Annotated in this window: 12 protein-coding genes; 8 read left to right on the plus strand and 4 right to left on the minus strand. The window is 41.7% G+C overall.

The window, feature by feature from the left end:
• Window positions 1-86: 86 nt before the first annotated feature.
• Window positions 87-1,301 (plus strand): exo-beta-N-acetylmuramidase NamZ family protein, encoded by a 1,215-nt coding sequence (locus LV85_RS04165; RefSeq protein WP_111316929.1) that lies wholly within the window; start codon window positions 87-89, stop codon window positions 1,299-1,301.
• A 189-nt stretch (window positions 1,302-1,490) separates the two neighbouring features.
• Here the strand turns inward: LV85_RS04165 and LV85_RS04170 are convergent, their stop codons facing one another.
• Entirely contained in the window at window positions 1,491-2,576 is a 1,086-nt protein-coding gene (locus LV85_RS04170; RefSeq protein WP_158531135.1) for a hypothetical protein, read from the minus strand.
• Window positions 2,577-2,764: 188 nt separating this feature from the next.
• The gene (locus tag LV85_RS04175) at window positions 2,765-4,159 is read right to left on the minus strand and encodes a BNR-4 repeat-containing protein (protein WP_111316931.1); all 1,395 of its coding nucleotides are present in this window, start codon (window positions 4,157-4,159) and stop codon (window positions 2,765-2,767) included.
• Between the two features lie 554 nt (window positions 4,160-4,713).
• Here LV85_RS04175 and LV85_RS04180 point away from each other — a divergent pair.
• The 4 genes from LV85_RS04180 to LV85_RS04195 all read left to right on the plus strand — a co-directional run bounded on the left by LV85_RS04180 (window position 4,714) and on the right by LV85_RS04195 (window position 15,300).
• Entirely contained in the window at window positions 4,714-7,083 is a 2,370-nt protein-coding gene (locus LV85_RS04180; RefSeq protein ID WP_111316932.1) for an ABC transporter permease, read from the plus strand.
• 349 nt (window positions 7,084-7,432) lie between these two features.
• Entirely contained in the window at window positions 7,433-9,859 is a 2,427-nt protein-coding gene (locus LV85_RS04185; RefSeq protein WP_111316933.1) for an ABC transporter permease, read from the plus strand.
• 356 nt (window positions 9,860-10,215) lie between these two features.
• The gene (locus LV85_RS04190; RefSeq protein ID WP_158531136.1) at window positions 10,216-12,624 is read left to right on the plus strand and encodes an ABC transporter permease; all 2,409 of its coding nucleotides are present in this window, start codon (window positions 10,216-10,218) and stop codon (window positions 12,622-12,624) included.
• A gap of 315 nt (window positions 12,625-12,939) precedes the next feature.
• On the plus strand, window positions 12,940-15,300 hold the full coding sequence (locus tag LV85_RS04195) for an ABC transporter permease (RefSeq protein ID WP_111316935.1): 2,361 nt from the start codon (window positions 12,940-12,942) through the stop codon (window positions 15,298-15,300).
• A 66-nt stretch (window positions 15,301-15,366) separates the two neighbouring features.
• Here LV85_RS04195 and LV85_RS04200 read toward each other — a convergent pair whose 3' ends face one another.
• Both LV85_RS04200 and LV85_RS04205 read right to left on the minus strand, forming a co-directional pair.
• Window positions 15,367-16,251: a DUF6089 family protein gene (locus tag LV85_RS04200; protein ID WP_111316936.1), complete on the minus strand. Its 885-nt coding sequence runs from the start codon at window positions 16,249-16,251 to the stop codon at window positions 15,367-15,369.
• Between the two features lie 51 nt (window positions 16,252-16,302).
• Window positions 16,303-17,205 carry a mechanosensitive ion channel family protein gene (locus LV85_RS04205; RefSeq protein ID WP_111316937.1) on the minus strand — a complete coding sequence of 301 codons (903 nt, stop codon included), beginning with the start codon at window positions 17,203-17,205 and terminating at the stop codon, window positions 16,303-16,305.
• Between the two features lie 164 nt (window positions 17,206-17,369).
• Between LV85_RS04205 and LV85_RS04210 the strand changes: the two genes are divergently transcribed.
• The 3 genes from LV85_RS04210 to kdsA are packed head-to-tail and all read left to right on the plus strand — an operon-like array spanning window position 17,370 to window position 20,315.
• On the plus strand, window positions 17,370-18,911 hold the full coding sequence (locus LV85_RS04210; protein WP_111316938.1) for a carbon-nitrogen hydrolase family protein: 1,542 nt from the start codon (window positions 17,370-17,372) through the stop codon (window positions 18,909-18,911).
• The gene (locus tag LV85_RS04215; protein ID WP_111316939.1) at window positions 18,893-19,477 is read left to right on the plus strand and encodes a KdsC family phosphatase; all 585 of its coding nucleotides are present in this window, start codon (window positions 18,893-18,895) and stop codon (window positions 19,475-19,477) included. Before LV85_RS04210 ends, LV85_RS04215 begins: the two co-directional genes overlap by 19 nt.
• Window positions 19,464-20,315: a 3-deoxy-8-phosphooctulonate synthase gene (gene kdsA, locus LV85_RS04220; protein ID WP_111316940.1), complete on the plus strand. Its 852-nt coding sequence runs from the start codon at window positions 19,464-19,466 to the stop codon at window positions 20,313-20,315. Before LV85_RS04215 ends, kdsA begins: the two co-directional genes overlap by 14 nt.
• The last annotated feature ends 5 nt before the right edge of the window (window positions 20,316-20,320 follow it).

Raw genomic sequence — 20,320 nt, forward strand, 5'->3', positions numbered from 1 at the left:
CTCAACCTGACAGTTATATAATCTGAATTGCCTACTTCCTCTCAATAACGTATTTTTAAAAATCCTGAAATAAACTTAACCAACACATGAAATTCCTTTCATTTTTTGCCTTAAGCTCAGCCCTTTGTTTTTGTACCACAAAGCTTCCTGCCAGTCAAGGAGAAGAAACTGTCCAAGAAATCAAAACAGGGGCGGAGCAAACGGAGCTGTACCTGCCACTTTTGGAGGGCAAAAGAGTAGCTGTTTTAGCGAATCAGACTTCCATCATTGGAGAAACTCATCTGGTGGATAGTTTGCAGAATCTGGGGATTAATATCGTAAAGGTGTTCGGGCCAGAGCATGGTTTTCGTGGAGATGCCAGTGCTGGGGCTACAGTGGCTGATGCAATAGACAAACAAACAGGCATTCCCATCATATCCTTGTATGGCAGAAAGAATAAGACTAGCAAAGAGGATTTAGCGGATGTGGATATTCTGATCTATGATTTGCAGGATGTTGGAGTGCGTTTTTACACGAATATCAATGCCCTATCCCGCCTGATGGAAGCTTGTGAAGAGAATGATAAACCCCTGATAATCCTAGACAGACCAAATCCTAATGGATATCTGATTGATGGACCGGTGCTTGATATGGACTATAAATCAGGAATTGGGATGTTTCCTATCCCTATGGCTCATGGACTTACGGTAGGTGAGTTTGCTATGATGGCCAATGGTGAAGGCTGGTTGACTAACAAAGTTAAAGCTGATATCAAGGTGGTTCCTGTTGCCAACTATGCACATGATATGCGGTATGAATTACCCGTTGCTCCCTCGCCAAATCTGAATACCCCGCAGTCGGTGTTGCTATATCCTAGCCTTTGCATGTTTGAAGGCACTTATATTAATTTGGGTCGTGGCACTTATTTTCCTTTTACTGTATTGGGAAGTCCGGCTTATAAGGGGATTTACGATTTTAGCTTTACTCCAACGGGTATCAAAGGCATGGCGGAAACTCCGCTTTTTATGGATGAACTTTGCTATGGCATTGATCTTCGGGAATACGATACAGAAAAATTGAGGGCTAGTGGCCAGATTAATTTTGACTGGATAAGGGAGCTTTACAAAGCCAGTCCAGAAAAGGAAAAGTTTTTTGATTCCAAGTTGAGTAATCAGATGAATAATATCGAAATCCAGATTGGAAGGGGAGATTTCAGACAGCAGATCATCGATGATGTTCCTATGGAAACGATTAGAGCTGGTTGGGAGCCTGAACTGACAGCTTATAAGAAAATGCGGGAGAAGTATTTGCTTTATCCTTGAGGGATTCTATTTGAAAAGAAAGTAAAGCCAGTTTTTGTTAGAGATTACAAATCTCAAGTATCGCTTGAAGCAATCTGTTTTGTGGAATCACTGGTAGATTGCTTCAGGGCAAGATGGTTGATGTAGAGCGTATATTTTGTTTTGCCCTTCGCAAAGACGTGTAGGCAAGGGGAATCTTAGTGATCTAGCTTAATTTCTGAATTCCTTTTTCTTAACTCCAAAGCGGTACTGCAAACCAGTCATAAGGAATCGTTGTGAGTCTGAAACACCATACTCTCCTCGAAGCATCCACGATTTATTTAGTTGTAAATTAAATCCGAACTGAAAAGTAACGGTCTGGATAAGGTCCTTTTTAATGTAATAATTAATGTTTGTAGTGAAAATCCCAGATTCATTTACTCCGTCTTCGATTGTTTGTAACGCTTGATTCTGAGCTTGAAGCTTGATCTTCTCAGCGGCTGAAGTAGAAGGGTCATTAATTATAGCATCATTACTAGCGATTTTTTCGTCCACCTTAGTATTAAATGCATCATCTAGTCCAGGAAAAACTTCATCCATGGATATATTCCCATTGCTTCCTCTATCGCCTACAAAGTTTCTGTACATTATTCCCATATAGGGTGCTAAAAAGAGGTCTTTATTATTTTTATTCAAGAAAAAACGATAGCCCATACGAGCAGACAAGGTCAGGTAACCTACTTGTTTTTCTAATAGCTCCGTATCAGTACGGGAATAGTTCATGTCAATGCTGGAAAAATATCCATTCCAACCATATACGATGGTAGTACCTGCCCCATAAGCTAAAGCATCGAATTGCACATTGGATGAAAACTCTGGTAACTGCAGAATTATTTCTCCTGTGGCATCTCTCCAAGTTGGTTGAAGCGTGACATCCGTGCCACCTGTGACTGTGGAGAACAACCCGTAAACATTCATAAATGGAAGAACCCAGGCATCAGCACGAAAGTTTGCGCCGTTGGTAGTCGCATTTACATTCGTGAAATTTAGGGTTTCGGTATTCAGAATTCCCGAGAAGTCTTTGTCCCCGATCATTAGCTCAAATTCTGTGATATTCAATTCCATATAGGCGTTGACATAATTCACATTAAAACCAAAAGGAAGCTGAAGTTGATCGGCCATGCCGCGCTCTTGAACTTTATCACCCCAAATAGGCAGTACATATGGAAAAGCTGTGCTGTCTTGTGATTGAGCGAAAAGGAATGTGCTAGAGCTAAAAAAGCAAAGTACTAGTATCAGAGTAGTTTTCAAGGTCATGATTTTGTTGGCTATCAAGGCGCAATATAGGATTTGTCCTCGATTTAAGTTCATTCTTTTATATAGGAACCATGTATAGAACAAGCTTTTTCCTTTGTTATTAAACAGTTTGTTTATTGGGAAAGTAGGGTTAAAATCAGGCCTATGACTATATAGTTGGAAAGAATGCAAGATTGTCGTCAGTCGTACTACCTTACTCTTTTTGGTCTTTTTTCATCCTTATTCATGTCATATGGAAGCTTCCAAACTTTCCCTTTACTATTACCAAAATAAAGCTGGGATTGACTTATCTCATCCGGGTTTCCATCTGCCCAAAAGTATAAGAAAGGATCTTTTCCGTTAACTACTTTTCGTACATAGTTATGGTTTAGCTCAGATTTCTTAGTCAATTGCTTAGCGTTTTCCCAAGTTATACCAGCATCGCTACTTTTCCACATCATCACTTCTCCACCTGCTCCCCATTGTTGAGGGCTATCCTCCGAAGGTCCTATCACCATCCATTCGTCTCCATCAATAAATATGCTTCCAGTATCATAGTTTTGGTCAGATTCGGTGATCTTATGATGCTCCCATTCAGAACCTTTATAATGGGCTATAAACCATTCTCTAGCGCCGTTATCTGGTCCCGGCTGATGGCCAGATCCTGCCAGATAAAGTGCTATGGGATTCCCTTGCTCATCAAAGTTTACATCCTTTATGTACACATTCTTTCCTTCGCTGTAAAATTCTTTCACCAATGAATGAGAATTGACATCGCTTAGCGGAATGTCAAGTTCTTCACCAGCTACAGTTGTCCATGTTTCACCAAAATCTGTGGTTTGGAGGTAGTAGATATTAGTTCTCAGATCTACATTTCCATCAGGATGCCAATTGAAGAAAAACACCACTTTTTCACCCAGTTGACCAGAGATCTGATAGTGTCCACCATTCTTATCTTCTGGTCTTTTCATGCCTACCAACTTTTGGTCTTCTGTCCAGGTCAGGCCATCTGGGCTGGTCTCGAAATATAATTCACGAATACCCGTGTACTTAGTGAACAAATGGAGAAAGCCTTTTCCAGGGATATATTTTGGCTGGGGATAGGTCATCTCTTCCTCTGTGATTTGCTCAAATGATGCAGTGCTGTATGGCTCGCTAGATCTGTATTTAAACCCTGGACGGCTCTTTCCTCTCCCGCTTACAAAAACCCAGAGGTATCCTTCTGCATCTATCGCCAAGCTAGGATTGTCGTGTGGATCGTCAACTCCCTGCTTATCATAGACGACGGTAGGTTTGGTGACCTTTCTATTGGAATGGTCATAGCTGCCTATCATACAGAGCAGGTAGCGATCTTCTGGGCCTGTAGTCCCTCCATAGACAAAGAAAGTCTTATTCACTTCTGGCGAATAGATGGACAGCGGAATATGCTTGGCAGTGTAAGTTCCCAATCCTCCCGAGTACTTATCTCCATACTCAGAAAACTGCCCGAGAGTAAACCAGATGCCTTTATACCCATCCACCGTTTGGTTATTTAGTAGGGTTGTATCCTGAGCTATGGAAAAATTAGCAAACAATAGCATTAAGAGGATTAAACAATTTTTCATGAGTGACTTCGATGAGTTTAGTTTGAATTTACTATATGATTTTTGGTAAAAGCTCTCGTATTCAAAAAATTATCGATTTTCTTTGAAATAGCCTGCTCCTTTAGCTTTGTGCCAAAATAATTGGATTACTTTGAATAGCCTCCTGCTTCAGAGGCACATAAACGGGTGATTGCCTAGTTGGGCTTCTTAATTCTATAGCCATAAAAAAATGGTCTGTGCGGACACAGACCATAATGGAGGTAGATGTATATGGGCGAATAAACATTCGCCCTTTTAGGGCTAAGTTTTATCTACTATCTTTTTCCCCGAACTCCGTGCAGGGTCATGAATGGTTAAGCACCTTCAGTGCCACCTTTCGATGATAGGCCCTTCGACTTCGCTCAGGCTGACAAAGGTTGTTTTGACCACTGGCGAACAAATATGTCCGTTTGATTTTAGGGGATTTGGAGGAATAGTGTCCAATTAGGCTCTGCCGAGGGTTATTGGATGGCATTAAAGTGGAAATACATCTTAAGTAATTTTTGCCTTTAGGGAAACAATTCACTCATATCGCCATGCTAAAACATCATCTGCTCCTTATCTACCGAAATCTCAGAAAAGACAAAAGTACTTTCCTGATCAATCTAATTGGGCTTTCTACCGGGCTAGCGAGCGTATTGCTGATTTTTCTCTGGGTAAATGATGAGCTGCAAATCGATAAGTTCTATGCCTCGGATGCACAACTGTATCAAGTGATGGAGAATGTGGATCAGGCTGGGGGATTGATTACGAGACAAACTACCGCCGGGCCTACAGCCCAGGCTTTGGAGGACGATTTTCCTGAGGTAGAGTCCGCTGTCACTGCCTTTTCCAACTATATTACAGGTAGCATCCTTTCATTTGATACCCATGATATAGAGGCGAAAAAGCTTTATGCCAGTGCTGAATTTTTCAAGCTTTTCCCCTACAAAATCACTCAAGGCAATAAGGATGAGATCAAGTCCCAACCAAATACCATTGTGATTTCCGAAAGTCTGGCTGAAAAGCTTTTTGGATCAGTTGAGAATGCTTTGGGCAAAACAGTGGAATTTGATCACAAGGAAGATTTAGCTGTTTCGGGGGTGTTTGAAGATGTTCCTACTGCATCCTCTATGCAGTTTGATTTTGTGATGTCTTTCGAAGATTTTCGTGAGGAAAACGAATGGGTGGAAAGCTGGGGTAATACTGCGCCATCCACCTTTGTGCTATTGAGAGAGGGAACTGATATTGCGGAATTCAATGCAAAAATCAAGGACTATGTGAAAACAAAAACTGAGGGTGAGATCACACACCGTTCCCAGTTTATCACCAAGTTTTCCGATGTTTATCTGAACGGCAGCTATGAAAATGGGGTACAGGCTGGAGGTAGAGTGTCCTATGTGAAGCTGTTTTCCATTATTGCAATTTTCATTTTGGTGATTGCCTGCATCAATTTCATGAACCTGTCCACGGCCAAGGCTTCCAAGCGAATCAAGGAAGTTGGGATCAAAAAAGCAGTGGGAGCCAGACGAGGGGAATTGATTTTTCAATATTTGGGAGAGTCTACGATGATGGCTTTTCTTTCGCTATTACTTGCGCTTCTACTGGTGATTTTACTCCTCCCTCAGTTCAATGTCATTACTGGAAAGCAGCTGTCTTTAGTATTCAGTCCTAGTTTGGTTTTGGCTATTGTCAGCATTGTATTGTTTACTGGCCTGATTGCTGGAAGTTATCCTGCCTTGCACCTTTCCAGTTTTAGTCCCTCGGCTGTTTTGAAGGGGAAAATAAGCTCTGCTGCCGGTGAACTATGGATAAGAAAAGGTCTTGTAGTTTTTCAATTCGCGCTTTCGGTAATCCTAATTGTATCAGTTTGGGTGGTGTATTTACAAATAGATTTTATCCAAACGGAGAATCTGGGCTATGAAAAAGACAATGTTCTGCTGATCAATAAACTGGGTCAGCTACAGGACACAGATAAGATGGAAGCCTTTATTTCAGAACTGAAATCTGTTCCGGGGGTAATTGGTGCTACGAGTACAGGGCATGATATGACTGGTCATAATGGCGGAACTTACGGAATAGAATGGCCGGGAAAAGATCCGAATGATAGAACAGAGTTTGAGCGAGTGGCGGTCAATTATAATATGATTGAAATGATGGGGATTCAGATGAAGGAGGGAAGAGCCTTTTCAGATGAGTTTGGAACAGAAACCGAAAAAATCATTTTCAATAAGGCAGGAATAGATTTTATGGGGTTGGAAGATCCAATAGGAAAAGTGGTCAAACTTTATGGAGAGGAAGTTGAAATCATTGGTGTCACAGAAGATTTCCATTTTGACTCCTTCCATGAGGTAGTGAAGCCACTCTTTTTCTATTACAATCCTAGCAATACCAACTTGATTGCAACGAAAATAGCTGCGGGAGAAGAAATGAAAACCATCAAGAGTATTGAAGCTTTGTACAGCAAATTTGATCCTGAATTTCTGATGGAATATCGTTTCCTCGATGAGGATTATCAGTCACTTTACGTTTCTGAGCAGCGTGTTGCCACCTTATCCCAGTACTTTGCTGGAATAGCTATTTTGATATCCTGCCTAGGATTATTTGGCTTGGCCACCTTCACAGTAGAACGAAGAGCGAAGGAAATCGGAATTAGAAAAGTGCTGGGTGCTAGTGAGTTTAAAATCGTCAGCATCTTATCCAGCGACTTTGCCAAAATGGTCCTAGTAGCAATCCTTATTGCACTTCCTTTAAGCTTTTTTATAGCTCAGGAATGGTTGGCAGGTTTTGCCTTCAAAATAGGCTTGAAGTGGTGGTTCTTCATCGGAGCCGGTGTGCTGACTATGCTGATCGCCTTGCTGACGGTAAGTTTCCAGTCTATTAGAGCTGCCTTGATGAATCCAGTGGAGAGTTTGAAGAGTGAATGATTTCACGTCATCCGCTAGCTACCTGATGAAGGGTAGGAAGGGGCGAGAATCTTTCGCGCTTAGGGCTTTACCATGGTCTAAGCTAAATAGTTTTTCGACCGAAATCGAACAATATTGTCCGATTGATTTACTGTAACAAGTGCTTATTGTGTCTGTTACAGCCATTTCATGGGTTTTTGGATGGCATAAAAGTGGAATAGAATATTGCGTCATTGCGAGGCACCAAGCAATCACTTTTGAAACACAGATTGCTTCGTTCGTTCCTCACTCGCAATGACGAATAACACGAATGATGAACGCTGAATGTCGAAGTGTTGAAAACAATCATAATCTAAGAACTAATCAAACCATGTGGAAAAATTACCTTAAAATCGGCTGGAGAGTCCTGAAGAAAAACAGACTTTACACAGTGCTCAATGTGCTGGGGCTGACGATGGGTATTTCTGGTTTTTTGATGATAATGATTTTCATTCAGGACGAGGTAAACTACGATCGTTTTTACCCAGATTCAGAGTCAGTTTTTAGGATTTCTTCCTATTGGGGAGATAATATAAATGGAGGAAATGCCACGGTAGCACCTTCAGTGGGTCCAAGAATCAAATCGGATATCCCAGAAGTGGAGGCAGTCACCCGAGTGCTGAAATGGAATGATTTCACCATACAACCAGCTTCTGGGAATAATAAGGATCAGGTTTTCCGAGAGGAAAAAGTCTTCTATGCCGAACCCAATTTCTTTGAAGTTTTTAATCTCAATTTGTTAGCTGGAAATAAGGAGAACGCGCTCGTTGACTCAAGAAATGTAGTTGTCACCGAAAGTTTGGGGCATAAATATTTTGGTGATATCTCCCCAGGAGAGATGATTGGCAAGACCATTTTGATGGGCAGTAACAATCCAGACCCCAAGCAAATAGCTGCCGTGGTGGAGGATATTCCTGCGCAGTCGCATTTTCATTTTGAGATGCTGGTGTATGAGCCAGGGATGAATGCAGAGATTTTTGATTCGGAAAACTGGTCTTGGTCTATCCTTCATACCTATGCCAAATTCCCAAAGGAAAAGCAGCAGGTGGTTGCCGCAAAGCTAGATCAGATGGTTGCTACCTATGCCAATTCCACATTGGATGCTGGAGATGAGAGCGGCACATACAATCTGAAAGTTATGCCCGTGCAGGATATTCACCTAAACTCTCATTTGCTTCGGGAACATGAGGCAAATAGCTACCAGAGTTATATTTATATTTTTTCCTTAGTCGCGGCTTTTGTACTGCTATTGGCTTGTATCAATTTCATGAATTTGGCGACAGCCAAAGCTGGGCTTCGCTCCATGGAAGTGGGCGTACGCAAAGTGATGGGCTCTCAGAAATCCCAATTGATTTACCAGTTTCTTATTGAGGCGTTGATTCTAGTTCTTATTAGCGTGCTGCTTTCCTTGGTGTTGGTCTCCCTTTCCAATGGGTTTTTTAATCAGCTAACTGGCAAAAACATCCAATTTAATCTTCTGGATAATACTATGATTCTTTGGATGATTCCAGCCTTGGTCGTCCTACTGACTCTTCTTTCTGGCTTTTATCCGGCTTTTTACCTTTCTTCTTTCAAGCCGCTACAGATCATCACAAAGCAATTATCTGTAGGGAAAAACAGCCATAGTTTCAGAAATGGGCTGGTTGTCTTTCAGTTTGCTACCTCACTTACTTTGATCATCTGCACCCTGCTGGTTCAGCGGCAGATGAGCTTTATCCAGAATTCAGATCCTGGGTTTGAGCGGGATCAGTTAGTAATTATTCATAATGATGGAGAAATTCAAAACTCACAACGTGAAGATTTCAAAGGGCATTTTGCATCCAGTACTAATGTGCAATCACTGAGTTTTTCCACCGGAATCCCCATGTCAGGCAAATTTCAGATACGCACCTTTAACCTCCCGACCAGTGATCTGAAGGATGGAATGAACTGGTATGAAGGGGATGCTTCCTATTTGGATACCTACCAATTTAAACTGCTAGCCGGGCGAAACTTTTCGGAGATCTCTGGAGCCGATCAAAACAAGGTGGTTATCAATGAGACTGCAGCTAAGCATCTGGGGATCTTGGATGATGCCATCGGTCAGTTGATCGTCAAAAATGAAGGGGAAAAGGATGAGGCTACTCTAGAAGTGATAGGGCTGGTGGAGGACTTTATATTTGAATCCTTTCGAAATGAAATCAAGCCACTGGTGATCGAATACATGCACGATTACTTCCTTCGAGATTATATTTCTGTGAAAATCCAAGGTGGAAATATCGAGGCAGGACTGGATGAGATGGAATTGGCTTGGAAGCAATTTGAGCCTAGAGTTCCGATGAATTATAGCTTCTTGGATGAGGATTTCGGCAGAGTGTATGAGTCTGAGATGAAAATGGCAAACCTGCTTCAAGTGTTAACAGGTATTTCGATTTTGATTGCTTGTTTGGGCTTGTTCGGCTTGACGGCTTATACTACAGAGTTGAGAAACAAGGAGATCGGAATCCGCAAAGTCTTCGGAGCTACCATGCCTGAGATATTTATGATGCTTTCAGCTTCCTATTTCAAATTGATTTTGATTTCTATGTTGTTCGCAGTACCACTGGCGATGGTATTTATGCAGAACTGGTTGGAGAGTTTTGCCTATAAAACAGGGATAGAAATTTGGGTAATTGTGGCGGCGATTGTGGCTTGCTTTGGATTGGCATTGGCTACGATCTTCTTTCAGACATATAAGAGTATTAGAGCAAATCCGGTGAAGGCGTTGAAGAGCGAATAGGGGGGGGGCAGTGATCAATTAACAGCCGCAGTGATCAGTTGCAGGTAGTCGGTAAGCTCGGAGTATGTATAAGGGTTCTTAGTTGTAAGTTGTAAGTTGGGGTAAATAGACGAGAAGTAAGGTTGTATAAATGAGATAAATGGGCTTTTCGTCAATGCGAATGACGGAGGACTGAAGCAATCTGTTAGTGAAAGTGAAAGAGATTGCTTTGCTCGTTCCTCACTCGCAATGACGGCATGTTTACGTCATTGCGAGGCACGAAGCAATCCCTTTTGTTCCGCAGATTGCTTCGTTCGTACTTTCTTCGCATTCAGAAGCGGATGACCATAATAATGAATCTTTCAATTATAAAAAACATGATCAAAACATATATCAAACTGGCGTTTAGAAACTTATTGAGAAATAAGACTTCGACGGCGATTCATATTGCGGGATTGGGAGTAGGGATCGTCTCAACCTTGATGATTTTGTTTTACGTGAATTATGAAAGGAGTTACGAGGATGTGCATGCCAAAGCAGAGAATATTTACCGTATCTCCCTAGATATCTATAATGGAAATGAGTTTGTCCTGAATGACGCGCAAACCTATCAGCTGATAGGTCAGGAACTGAAGGATCAAATGCCTGAAGTGCTGGATTATGTACGGATGTTCCCAATGGAGCCGATTGAGTTTAAGGCGCCATCTACCAATGTGAAAAGTTATGAATCCAGAGTCTATCTCGCAGATGAGTCAATACTGGATATCTTCACTTTTGAATTGATCGAGGATCAGGCGATCTCTAAGTTTTCGGAGCCTTTCAAAGTGATTATTTCTGAGTCGACTGCAGAGAAATATTTCGGGAAATCAAATGTAGTGGGAGAGATGCTCAGTTTTCCATATGATCCAACGCCGCTAGAAGTGGTAGGTGTGATGCGGGATTCACCTCAGAATACACATATAAAATATGATTTGCTAGTATCTCATACCACACTACCGATTGTTCAAGGTTGGTACAAAGAAAACCTTTGGAATGCCAATAATGAGTATACTTTTCTCCTGATGAATGACGGGGTGGACCTGGCTGATTTCAATCAAAAACTGGTGAAGTACTCGGAGGACAATGTACAGATGGAAAGTGAAATAGTGCTAGCAGAGCCTATGGAGGATATTCACTTGTACTCCAATAAAACCTATGAGCCTGAGGTAAATGGTTCTGCTCAAACGGTCAACTTTATGTTGGTAATAGGTATTTTGATTCTGGTGTTGGCTTGGATCAATTACGTCAATCTTTCTACCGCAAAGGCGATGGACCGGGCAAAAGAGGTGGGGATCAGAAAGACGATAGGTTCTACCAAAAGTCAATTGGTGTTCCAATTTTTCACTGAGGCATTCTTGACGAATTTGATTTCTGGGCTTGTCGCTATTCTGATATTTATAGTGCTCTTACCATACTTCAAATCCTTTACCAAGCTGGATTTGAGTATTGCCCATTTTGGTGAAATGAGACTATTTGCTTTGCTATTGGGCGTGGTACTTTTCGGTACCTTGGTTTCTGGTTTTTATCCGGCTATGGTACTTTCTGGCTTCAATCCGATTTCGGTTTTGAAAGGAAAATTCTCTAATACTGCCAAGGGTGTTGCGCTGAGAAAAGGGCTTGTCTATGTGCAGTTTATCGCTTCGGTAGTTTTGCTCTGTGTGACCATGGCAGTTTTCAAGCAAATGCAATTTTTGAACTCGCAGGATCTGGGAGTGGAAATTGACAATACGCTGGTCGTCCGATCTCCTCAAAATGTTCCAGACTCTCTTCGTCAAAGCCTAATATCGGCATTTGAATCTCAGGCTTTGCAAAACTCTTGGGTAGAAGGCCTGACTCTGGCAAACTCAGTTCCAGGCTCTGAAGTTAAGGACCTGAGCTCATCTTCAGGTGTCAGAAAACTGGGAGAGGATGAAAGCACTGGAGGCTTTACTTATTATCATTATGGAGTCAAGGAAAACTACCCAGAAGTAATGGGAATAGAGCTTTTGGCTGGTGAAAATTTGGAGCCAGAAACACCTTTCGAGCGAATTTTGATCAGTGAAACGGCAATGGAAAATTTGGGATATGCTACTCCTGAAGAAGCTGTAGGAGAGATCATAACTTTTTACAGAAGTTCAAAACCATCTGAAATTCAGGGTGTTTTCAAAAACTTTCATCAGCGCTCTCCAAAGGAAGCTTACATGCCCCTGATTATCTATAGAGGCAATATTCCTGACAATATCATTGTAAAACTGAACACTTCGGATTCTAAAATGGCAGTTGCAGGCTTGGAAGAAATATGGAATAAGGTCTATCCTGAGTCTAGTTACGATTACTACTTTCTCAATGATACCTACAATGCCCAGTATCAGCAAGAACAGCAGTTTGCAAAAACGGTCTTGCTCTTCACCTTATTGTCTATTTTAATTGCAGGATTGGGGCTATTTGGATTGTCAGCCTATATGGTGCAGCTGCGAACTAAGGAGATTGGTGTTCGCACGGTATTGGGAGCTTCCAAACCTTCCCTTGTCTGGATTTTGTCCAAAGGCTTTATGGGAATTGTAGCGACCTCAGGCTTGATCGCCATTCCAATTTCCTATTACTTTATTCAGACTTGGCTTGGGAATTACGCTTCTCAGGTGACTATTGGTTGGCAGTTATTTGCGATTCCATTACTATTTATATTGACGATAGCCATGGTCACAGTTGGTGCGCAAACGCTAAAATCAGCCTATGCTAATCCGGTGGATAGTTTGAAAAGTGAGTAACGTCATTGCGAACGATGTCCAGATAGCTCGGGAGAATGCGGCAATCTGATTGTGGAATCAATCTAATTATTGCTCCAAAAGAGATTGCTTCGCTTGTACCTCGCTCGCAATGACGATGTCAGGTTTGGGATTTCGTCATTGCGAGGTACGAAGCAATCCCCATTAAGGCACAGATTGCTTCAGGGCAAGTGTCTAATAGAAATGAATTGTCGTAATGCCCTTCGCAATGACGAATACAATGAATAGCGATTGTTGAATGACGAATGCTGAATATTGAAGTGCCAGAACTTTTGAATAATTAATGAATTAGGAATTATGTGGAAAAACTACCTAAAAATCGCCTGGAGAAATATCACTAGAAGTAAGGGATATGCATTAATCAATATTGCCGGACTGGGAATTGGGATGGCTGCCTCGATCTTAATACTGATCTGGGTACAATTCGAGCTATCTGTTGACCGTTTTCACGAGAATTCAGACCGGGTGTATGCCAACTGGAGAAATGCTGAAATGCAAGGGGAGATTTTTACATGGGATTACACCCCTGCACCCTATGCCGCTGCTCTGAAGGAACAGTTTCCTGAAGTGGCGGAGGTAGCTAGGATCACAGAGTGGGATCAACAACTCCTGACTGTAGGTGAGAAGAGTTTTTACGAAGAAGCTACTTTTACTGATCCCGGATTTTTTGAGATGTTTAGTTTCGAAGCATTGGAAGGTGATCCTATAGCTGCTTTGACTGAACCAGGGAATATAATATTGACTGAGTCTGTAGCCAAAAAACTCTTCGGCGAGTCCTCTGCAATGGGGAAATCCGTCACGGTAGAAAAGCAAATGGATTTTGAGGTGAAGGCTGTGATTAAAGATTTGCCAAATAACACTGATTTCCCCTTTACGGTATTTTTACCTTTTAAGAAGTTGGAAGCAATGGGCTGGGCAGATGATTACTGGGGGAATAATTCTTACCGCACTTTTACCATGCTAAATGAGGGGACTGATCTTGCAGGATTTACTCAGAAGTTTAATGACTTCACTGCCAAGAATTCTGAAATGAAAGATGTCTCAGATTTTCTATTTCCTATCAAGGATTTGCATCTGTATGCAAAGTTTGAAAATGGGAAATCTGTAGGTGGTAAAATAGAACTGATCAAGATGTTTGGGATAGTTTCTATCATTGTTTTGTTGATTGCTGCTATCAATTTTGTGAATCTGAGTACTGCACAAAGTGATAAGCGGTCCAAAGAAGTAGGCATCAGAAAAATCTCTGGAGCAGGAAAGGGAATGTTGATTGGTCAGTTCTTGGCTGAATCTATTTTGATTGCTCTTACGGCTTATATTCTAGCCATTGTCATTGTTTCTCTGTCTTTTTCATGGTTTAAAGATTTGGTTGGGCAGGACTTGGAGAATCCATTTACCCAGCCTTTCTTCTGGGGGATTTCTGTGGCTTATATCTTTGTGACAGGGATTCTGGCTGGAAGTTATCCTGCGTTTTTATTGAGTTCCTACAAGCCAGCAGTGGTGTTCAAGTCCAAGATGAATGGCAAAAAGAGCTTTGGTTTAAAGCCTCGTGAAGTCTTGGTTGTATTTCAATTTGCCGTAGTTGTAACCTTGATTTCGAGTGTGTGGATAGTGCAAGACCAGATGAAATTTGTGCAGAATAGGGATTTGGGGATAGATAAGGATAATTTGATTTTTCATACTGTAACCGAGAATATGAGGGAGAATAAAGCAGCACTTCGAAATGAACTGCTAGCACTCCCAGAAGTCAAATCAGTAAGCTACACTTTTTCGCCTTTGACAGAAATCTATAGTGATACAGATGCGATGAATTGGCAGGGAAAAGACCCTGAATTCAAAACCAATATTAGTCGGATGGGGACTGATGCCGATTTGGTACAAACAGCTGGGATGGAGTTGCTATCGGGAAGGGATATTGATATTTATAACTTCCCAAGTGATAGTCTAGCAGCGATAATCAATGAGAAAACCGTGGCAGTAATGGGTTTCAGGGACCCTATCGGACAGGTGATTGAAGATGATGAATTGAAGTTTACTGTAGTAGGAGTGGTCAAAGATTTCATTATGGATTCGCCTTTTGACAATGCTGTCCCGATCGTGGTGATGGGGCCGAAACGTAACTTGAATTTCATCCATATTCGATTTGCTCAGGGAGGAGATTATGTGAATTCTCTGGCAAGTGTGGAGACTGTTTTCAATAAGTTTAATCCTGACTCTCCTTTTGACTACAAGTTCGTGGATGAGGAACACGCACAGAAATTCAGTTCTCAGAAGCGTACTGCCAAGCTAACTTCTCTCTTTACAGGTTTAGCAGTGATGATATCTTGCATGGGACTTTTTGGCTTGGCCACCTTTATCGCTGAGCGAAGAAGGAAGGAGATCTCTGTACGAAAAGTAATGGGAGCTTCTATAAGCAGTGTGGTAGGATTGATATCTTCGGAATTCACCAAGTTGGTGCTAATTTCAGTGATCATCGGCATACCTACCACCTGGTACTTTATGTCTGACTGGCTGGAGACCTTCGCATATAGGACAACTATAAATTGGACCGTATTCCTATGGACAGGAGGTTTGACGCTTTTGATAGCGCTGCTTACTGTAAGTTCACAAGCGATTAAAGCGGCTTTGGTGAATCCAGCGGAGACTTTAAAATCTGAGTAGGGGAGAATTTTAAGATGTCCTGTGGTTTGACATAGGGCATCATACTTTGCTAGCTATGAGCCTTAGTTATTTGTAGTAGTCCCAAAGTACCTTTGAAAGGTAGATTTCCACACCAACATTGACCGACATATAGCCATCATAGCGATTGTCTAAGCCTGAACCACGGCGAATTCTTCCTCCATTTTCAAGAATTTTATCTACGTCTGGCATGCCATTACTGTCCATGAAATCAGGATTTCGAACAGCCAAGCGAAGACGATCAGGGTTGTTGCCAGTGACGTAGTCATCCACCAAATCAAGGTAAAATTCTGAGATGTTATATGCTGAAATATCGTCTAGATAGTCAGTCATAGTGAATCTGTAATTCCCCTCAATTATCAAATCCATATATACATTGAGCTTGTATTTTAGCCCTAAGCCCATTGGGAAAACCACTACATATTTCTCGTAGGGGTTGTTTTCCAGTTGTAGCGGACGTAACTCAACCCATTCTCCATCCAGTTGAGTTTTGGGATTGTTAGAAGATATTCCCAACCCCGCGAAAATGTATGGATTCCAGAATGCACGACTTATGGCATATTTCTTTACTGGAAATAAGTAGTACTCCACCATTCCTAACATCTCCCAATTAGTTGACTGGAAATCTAAGTTTCGCGGAATTCTTTCTGCACGAGGATCTGAAGGAGCATCTGATCCAGATATTTTGTAATAGCTGAATTGTGCTCGTGCTTTAAGGTTTGTACCGAAAGTGTAATTAGCATTAATGTTTACATTCCAATTCGGCTGTATTCCTTCTGAGTATTTCCAGAAATTGTACAATTCTCCGAAATACTGCGAGGCACCCGCTGTGGCGGATATGGACCAGGGCTCCTCAAAACGGTATGGATAGAAACTCTGGGAATAGGCCAGTGAAGATGAGAGAAAAAATAAAACGAAGAGTGTTTTTTTCATAGAAGCCTTCGCTATAGTGTTCCAGAACTTGGATGGGCGCTGAAAATTAGACTAATTTTCTAACTTTTCAAATCCTGACCTGAGATGAAGATCGCGTTGTGGGAATGGAATCTCAATGCCTTCCTCACCAAATTTTTTGAAGATCGCATAATATAATTGGCTTTTCAACACTTTTGGGCGGTTGATATATTCAGATGACCAGACACGAAGGATGAAGTTGATGCTATTGTCTCCGTAGCTATCGAAAAGCACATCTGGAGCAGGAGTATTCAGTACACCATTGTTTTCTTTTGCGGCTGCTATAAGGATACTTTTTACCTTTTCTGGATCTTCCTTATATGCTACTCCAACTGGAAAATTGAAGCGAATATTTCTGTCATTATGAGACCAGTTGATTACAGGACTGTCAATAAATTGACTGTTTGGGACAATGATCGTAATGTTGTCATTGGTGACGATAGTGGTAGATCGAGCTGAAATTCGGATTACATCTCCAGATACGTCGCCCACTTCGATGCGATCTCCCACTTTTATTGGCTGTTCAAAAAGGATAATCAGCCCAGAAATAAAGTTGTTGGTGATGTTTTGTAGACCAAAACCAATACCCACACCAAGTGCTCCGGCTAGTATCCCGAAGGCACTCAGATCTACTCCGTTTGTTTGGAGGATAGAAAATACACCGGCCAAAATCAGCACGTACTTGACTATCATCCCGATGGAGGATCTGGTGCCTGAGTCGATCTGATATCGTGTCAAAACCTTGTGAACCAGCAATCTTCGAACCCACTCGGTTACGATGAATAGGACTATAAATGAGATGATCAAGGTGAGGATCAAGCCTACCGTGAGCTTAGAGTCTCCTAGGTTGACTAGGCTGTAATTGAATATTTCCTGTATCCATTCGATAAAGCCCTGGGCCTTCTCTTCAGCTACTTCTTTTATTTGCTGCTGCATTTAGTTGGTGCTTTCTATTCTTCATTCAATTCTAAAGCTATTCAGAATTACCTTTTAATGTAATATAATTCTATCACAACATGCTATTTTATGGATTGTTCTGTTTCTTTTGGTAAGGAAGCAGTCTTTAGAAATAATTAATTGAATTTGGCTAATTTTGGAGTATGAGCAAGCAAAAGGAAGAGCTAGAGCACAGGCTTAAGCTTAGAAATATAAAACTCTCGGATTATGATGATATCCGTGAGATAATGGTTTCTATTTATAAAAATGAAAGTGGAGTCTGGACCAAAGAAGAGTTCAAAAACCAAATAAAAGCTTTTCCTGAAGGTCAGATTGGGATCGAAGACAACGGCAAAGTAGTAGCGGCAGCGATGAGTTTGGTGGTCGATTACAATAAATTCGGGGACAATCATACCTATGATCAGATCACTGGCTTTGGCAAATTCGACACACATGACATGGAAGGGGATACCTTGTATGGCACGGATGTGTTTGTGCATACGGAGTACCGTGGCATGCGACTTGGCAGAAGGTTGTATGATGTGCGTAAGGAAATTTGTGAAAATTTAAATCTTCGCTCCATCATCGCAGGTGGCAGAATTCCCGGTTATACAAATTACGCGGAGGAGATGACTCCAAGGAAATATATCGATTTAGTCAAAAACAAAGAGATTTTTGACTCAGTCTTGTCTTTCCAGTTGGCTAATGAATTTCACGTAAGAAAGGTGATTACTAAGTATTTACCTTCAGATACTGATTCCCGGGCTTATGCAACACTTCTCGAGTGGATCAATATCTACTACGAAAAGGACGAGAAACTAATAGGAAATAAAAAGTCAATTATCCGCCTCGGATTGGTGCAGTGGAAGATGCGTCGATTCTCCAATGTGGATGATCTGATGCAGCAAGTGGAGTTCTTCGTGGATACAGTTTCTGGTTACAAATCAGATTTCTGCCTACTTCCCGAATTTTTCAACGCACCGCTTCTGGCAGAATTCAATGATATGGATGCTTCTGAAGCAATCCGAAATCTCGCAGATTATACAGACGAAATTATTAGCCGCATGAGCGATCTGGCGGTTTCTTATAACGTGAACATCGTCGCGGGTTCCATGCCTGAGTATGATGGAAAAAAGCTGAGAAATGTGAGTTACCTCTGCCGAAGAGATGGTACGCAGGACAAGCAATATAAACTTCACATTACTCCTGATGAGGCATCTTACTGGGGACTTCAGGGTGGAAATGGTATCAATGTATTCGAAACTGATGCGGGAAGAATAGGTATTTTGATCTGCTATGATGTGGAATTCCCAGAACTGGGAAGAATTCTCGCGGAGCAAGAAATGGACATTTTATTTGTGCCGTTTTGGACAGATACTAAGAATGCATTCCTCAGAGTAAATACCTGCGCCAAATCTCGAGCGATCGAAAATGAATGTTATGTAGCGATTACTGGTTCGGTGGGTAACCTGCCGAAAGTGGAGAATATGGATATTCAGTATTCTCAGGCTGCGATTTATTCTCCTTCAGATTTCTCTTTTCCTCATGATGCGGTAGTGGCGATGGCTTCAGAAAATGAAGAAACAATCATCGTGGCCGATGTGGATTTGGATCTTTTGACCAAGCAGCGAAAAGCAGGAAGTGTACGAAATCTCGAGCAAAGAAGGCTCGACCTTTATTCAATTCAATGGAAACAGAAAAAATAGTAGCTGATTACTTCGCCCACGTTTCGGATGAGGTGTGGGAAAGAGCAGCCAATATAAAACTCATCATCACAGATATAGATGGAGTGATGACTGACGGCGGAATTATCTACGATGATAATAAGCTGGAATTCAAAAAATTCAATGTAAAGGATGGCTTAATAGTTTATCACTTGCGAAAAAGCGGCTTGATGGTAGGAGCAATCACCGGTAGAGAATCCTTCGTGGTGCAAAATCGCTGTGAGGAACTCAAGTTTGATTTTCATTACCATGGCGTAAAAAACAAGGGTAAGAAGTTTAACGAAGTCTTAGAAACCCTTGAACACCAAACTGATGAAGTTGCTTACATCGGAGATGATTTGATTGATCTCCCGATTTTGGCTCGTGTAGGTCTGGCAGTAGTGTCTGCCGATGCGGTGGAATACGTGAAGCCTATCGCTCATTATGTGTCTAGATTTAAAGGCGGAGAAGGCGTTTTTAGAGAAGTTGGAGATTTACTTCTTCATGCCAAGAAACAACTTGTCCCATTAATTGATACTTTATCCCAAAAGGAAAATGATAAGAAATAACCAAGCTATGCGTATCACAGATTCGGTGATTTTAGGAGAAGATAAACCTGTATTATTCTCTGGCCCATGCGCTGTAGAAAGCTATGATATCTGTCTGGAAATAGGGACAAAAGTCAAGGAATGGGCCGATCAGCATGGATTTTCATATGTGTTTAAAGCTTCCTTTGATAAAGCCAATCGAACTTCCTCAGGATCTTTTCGAAGCATCGGAATGGACAAATCATTGGAAGTTCTACAGCGCGTAGGTAATGCATTGAATGTTCCCTTGGTTACAGATATCCATGAAAGCTATCAGGTGAAGGATGTTGCGGAAGTAGTAGATGTGTTGCAGATCCCTGCGTTTTTATGTCGGCAGACGGATTTGCTTTTAGCCGCAGGCGAAAGTGGAAAAGCTGTCAAGATCAAGCGTGGCCAATTTATGGCTCCTGAGGACATGCAATACGCAGTGACCAAAGTGAGGTCTACAGGAAATCAGAATGTCTGTTTGACAGAAAGAGGTTTTTCTTTGGGTTACCACAATTTGGTGGTAGATATGAGAGGTTTGCCGATTATGCGCCAGTTTGCACCAGTAGTTTTTGATATCACGCATTCTGTGCAGCAGCCAGGAGGTCAAGGCGGAACTAGTGGAGGTCAACGTGAATTCGCGCCAATTCTAGCTAGAGCAGCAGCGGCAACTGGAATTGATGGATTCTTTATTGAGACTCATCCAGACCCATCTGTAGCACTGAGCGATGGGCCAAATTTGATCCCTCTTCACAAAATGGGACAATTCTTAGAGATGCTCAAGGAAGCTTGGGAGCTGGGAAGAAAGTACCAGGGTTTTGATGTTAACAACTAATTAGA

The organism is Algoriphagus chordae (assembly GCF_003254055.1).
Taxonomy (GTDB): domain Bacteria; phylum Bacteroidota; class Bacteroidia; order Cytophagales; family Cyclobacteriaceae; genus Algoriphagus; species Algoriphagus chordae.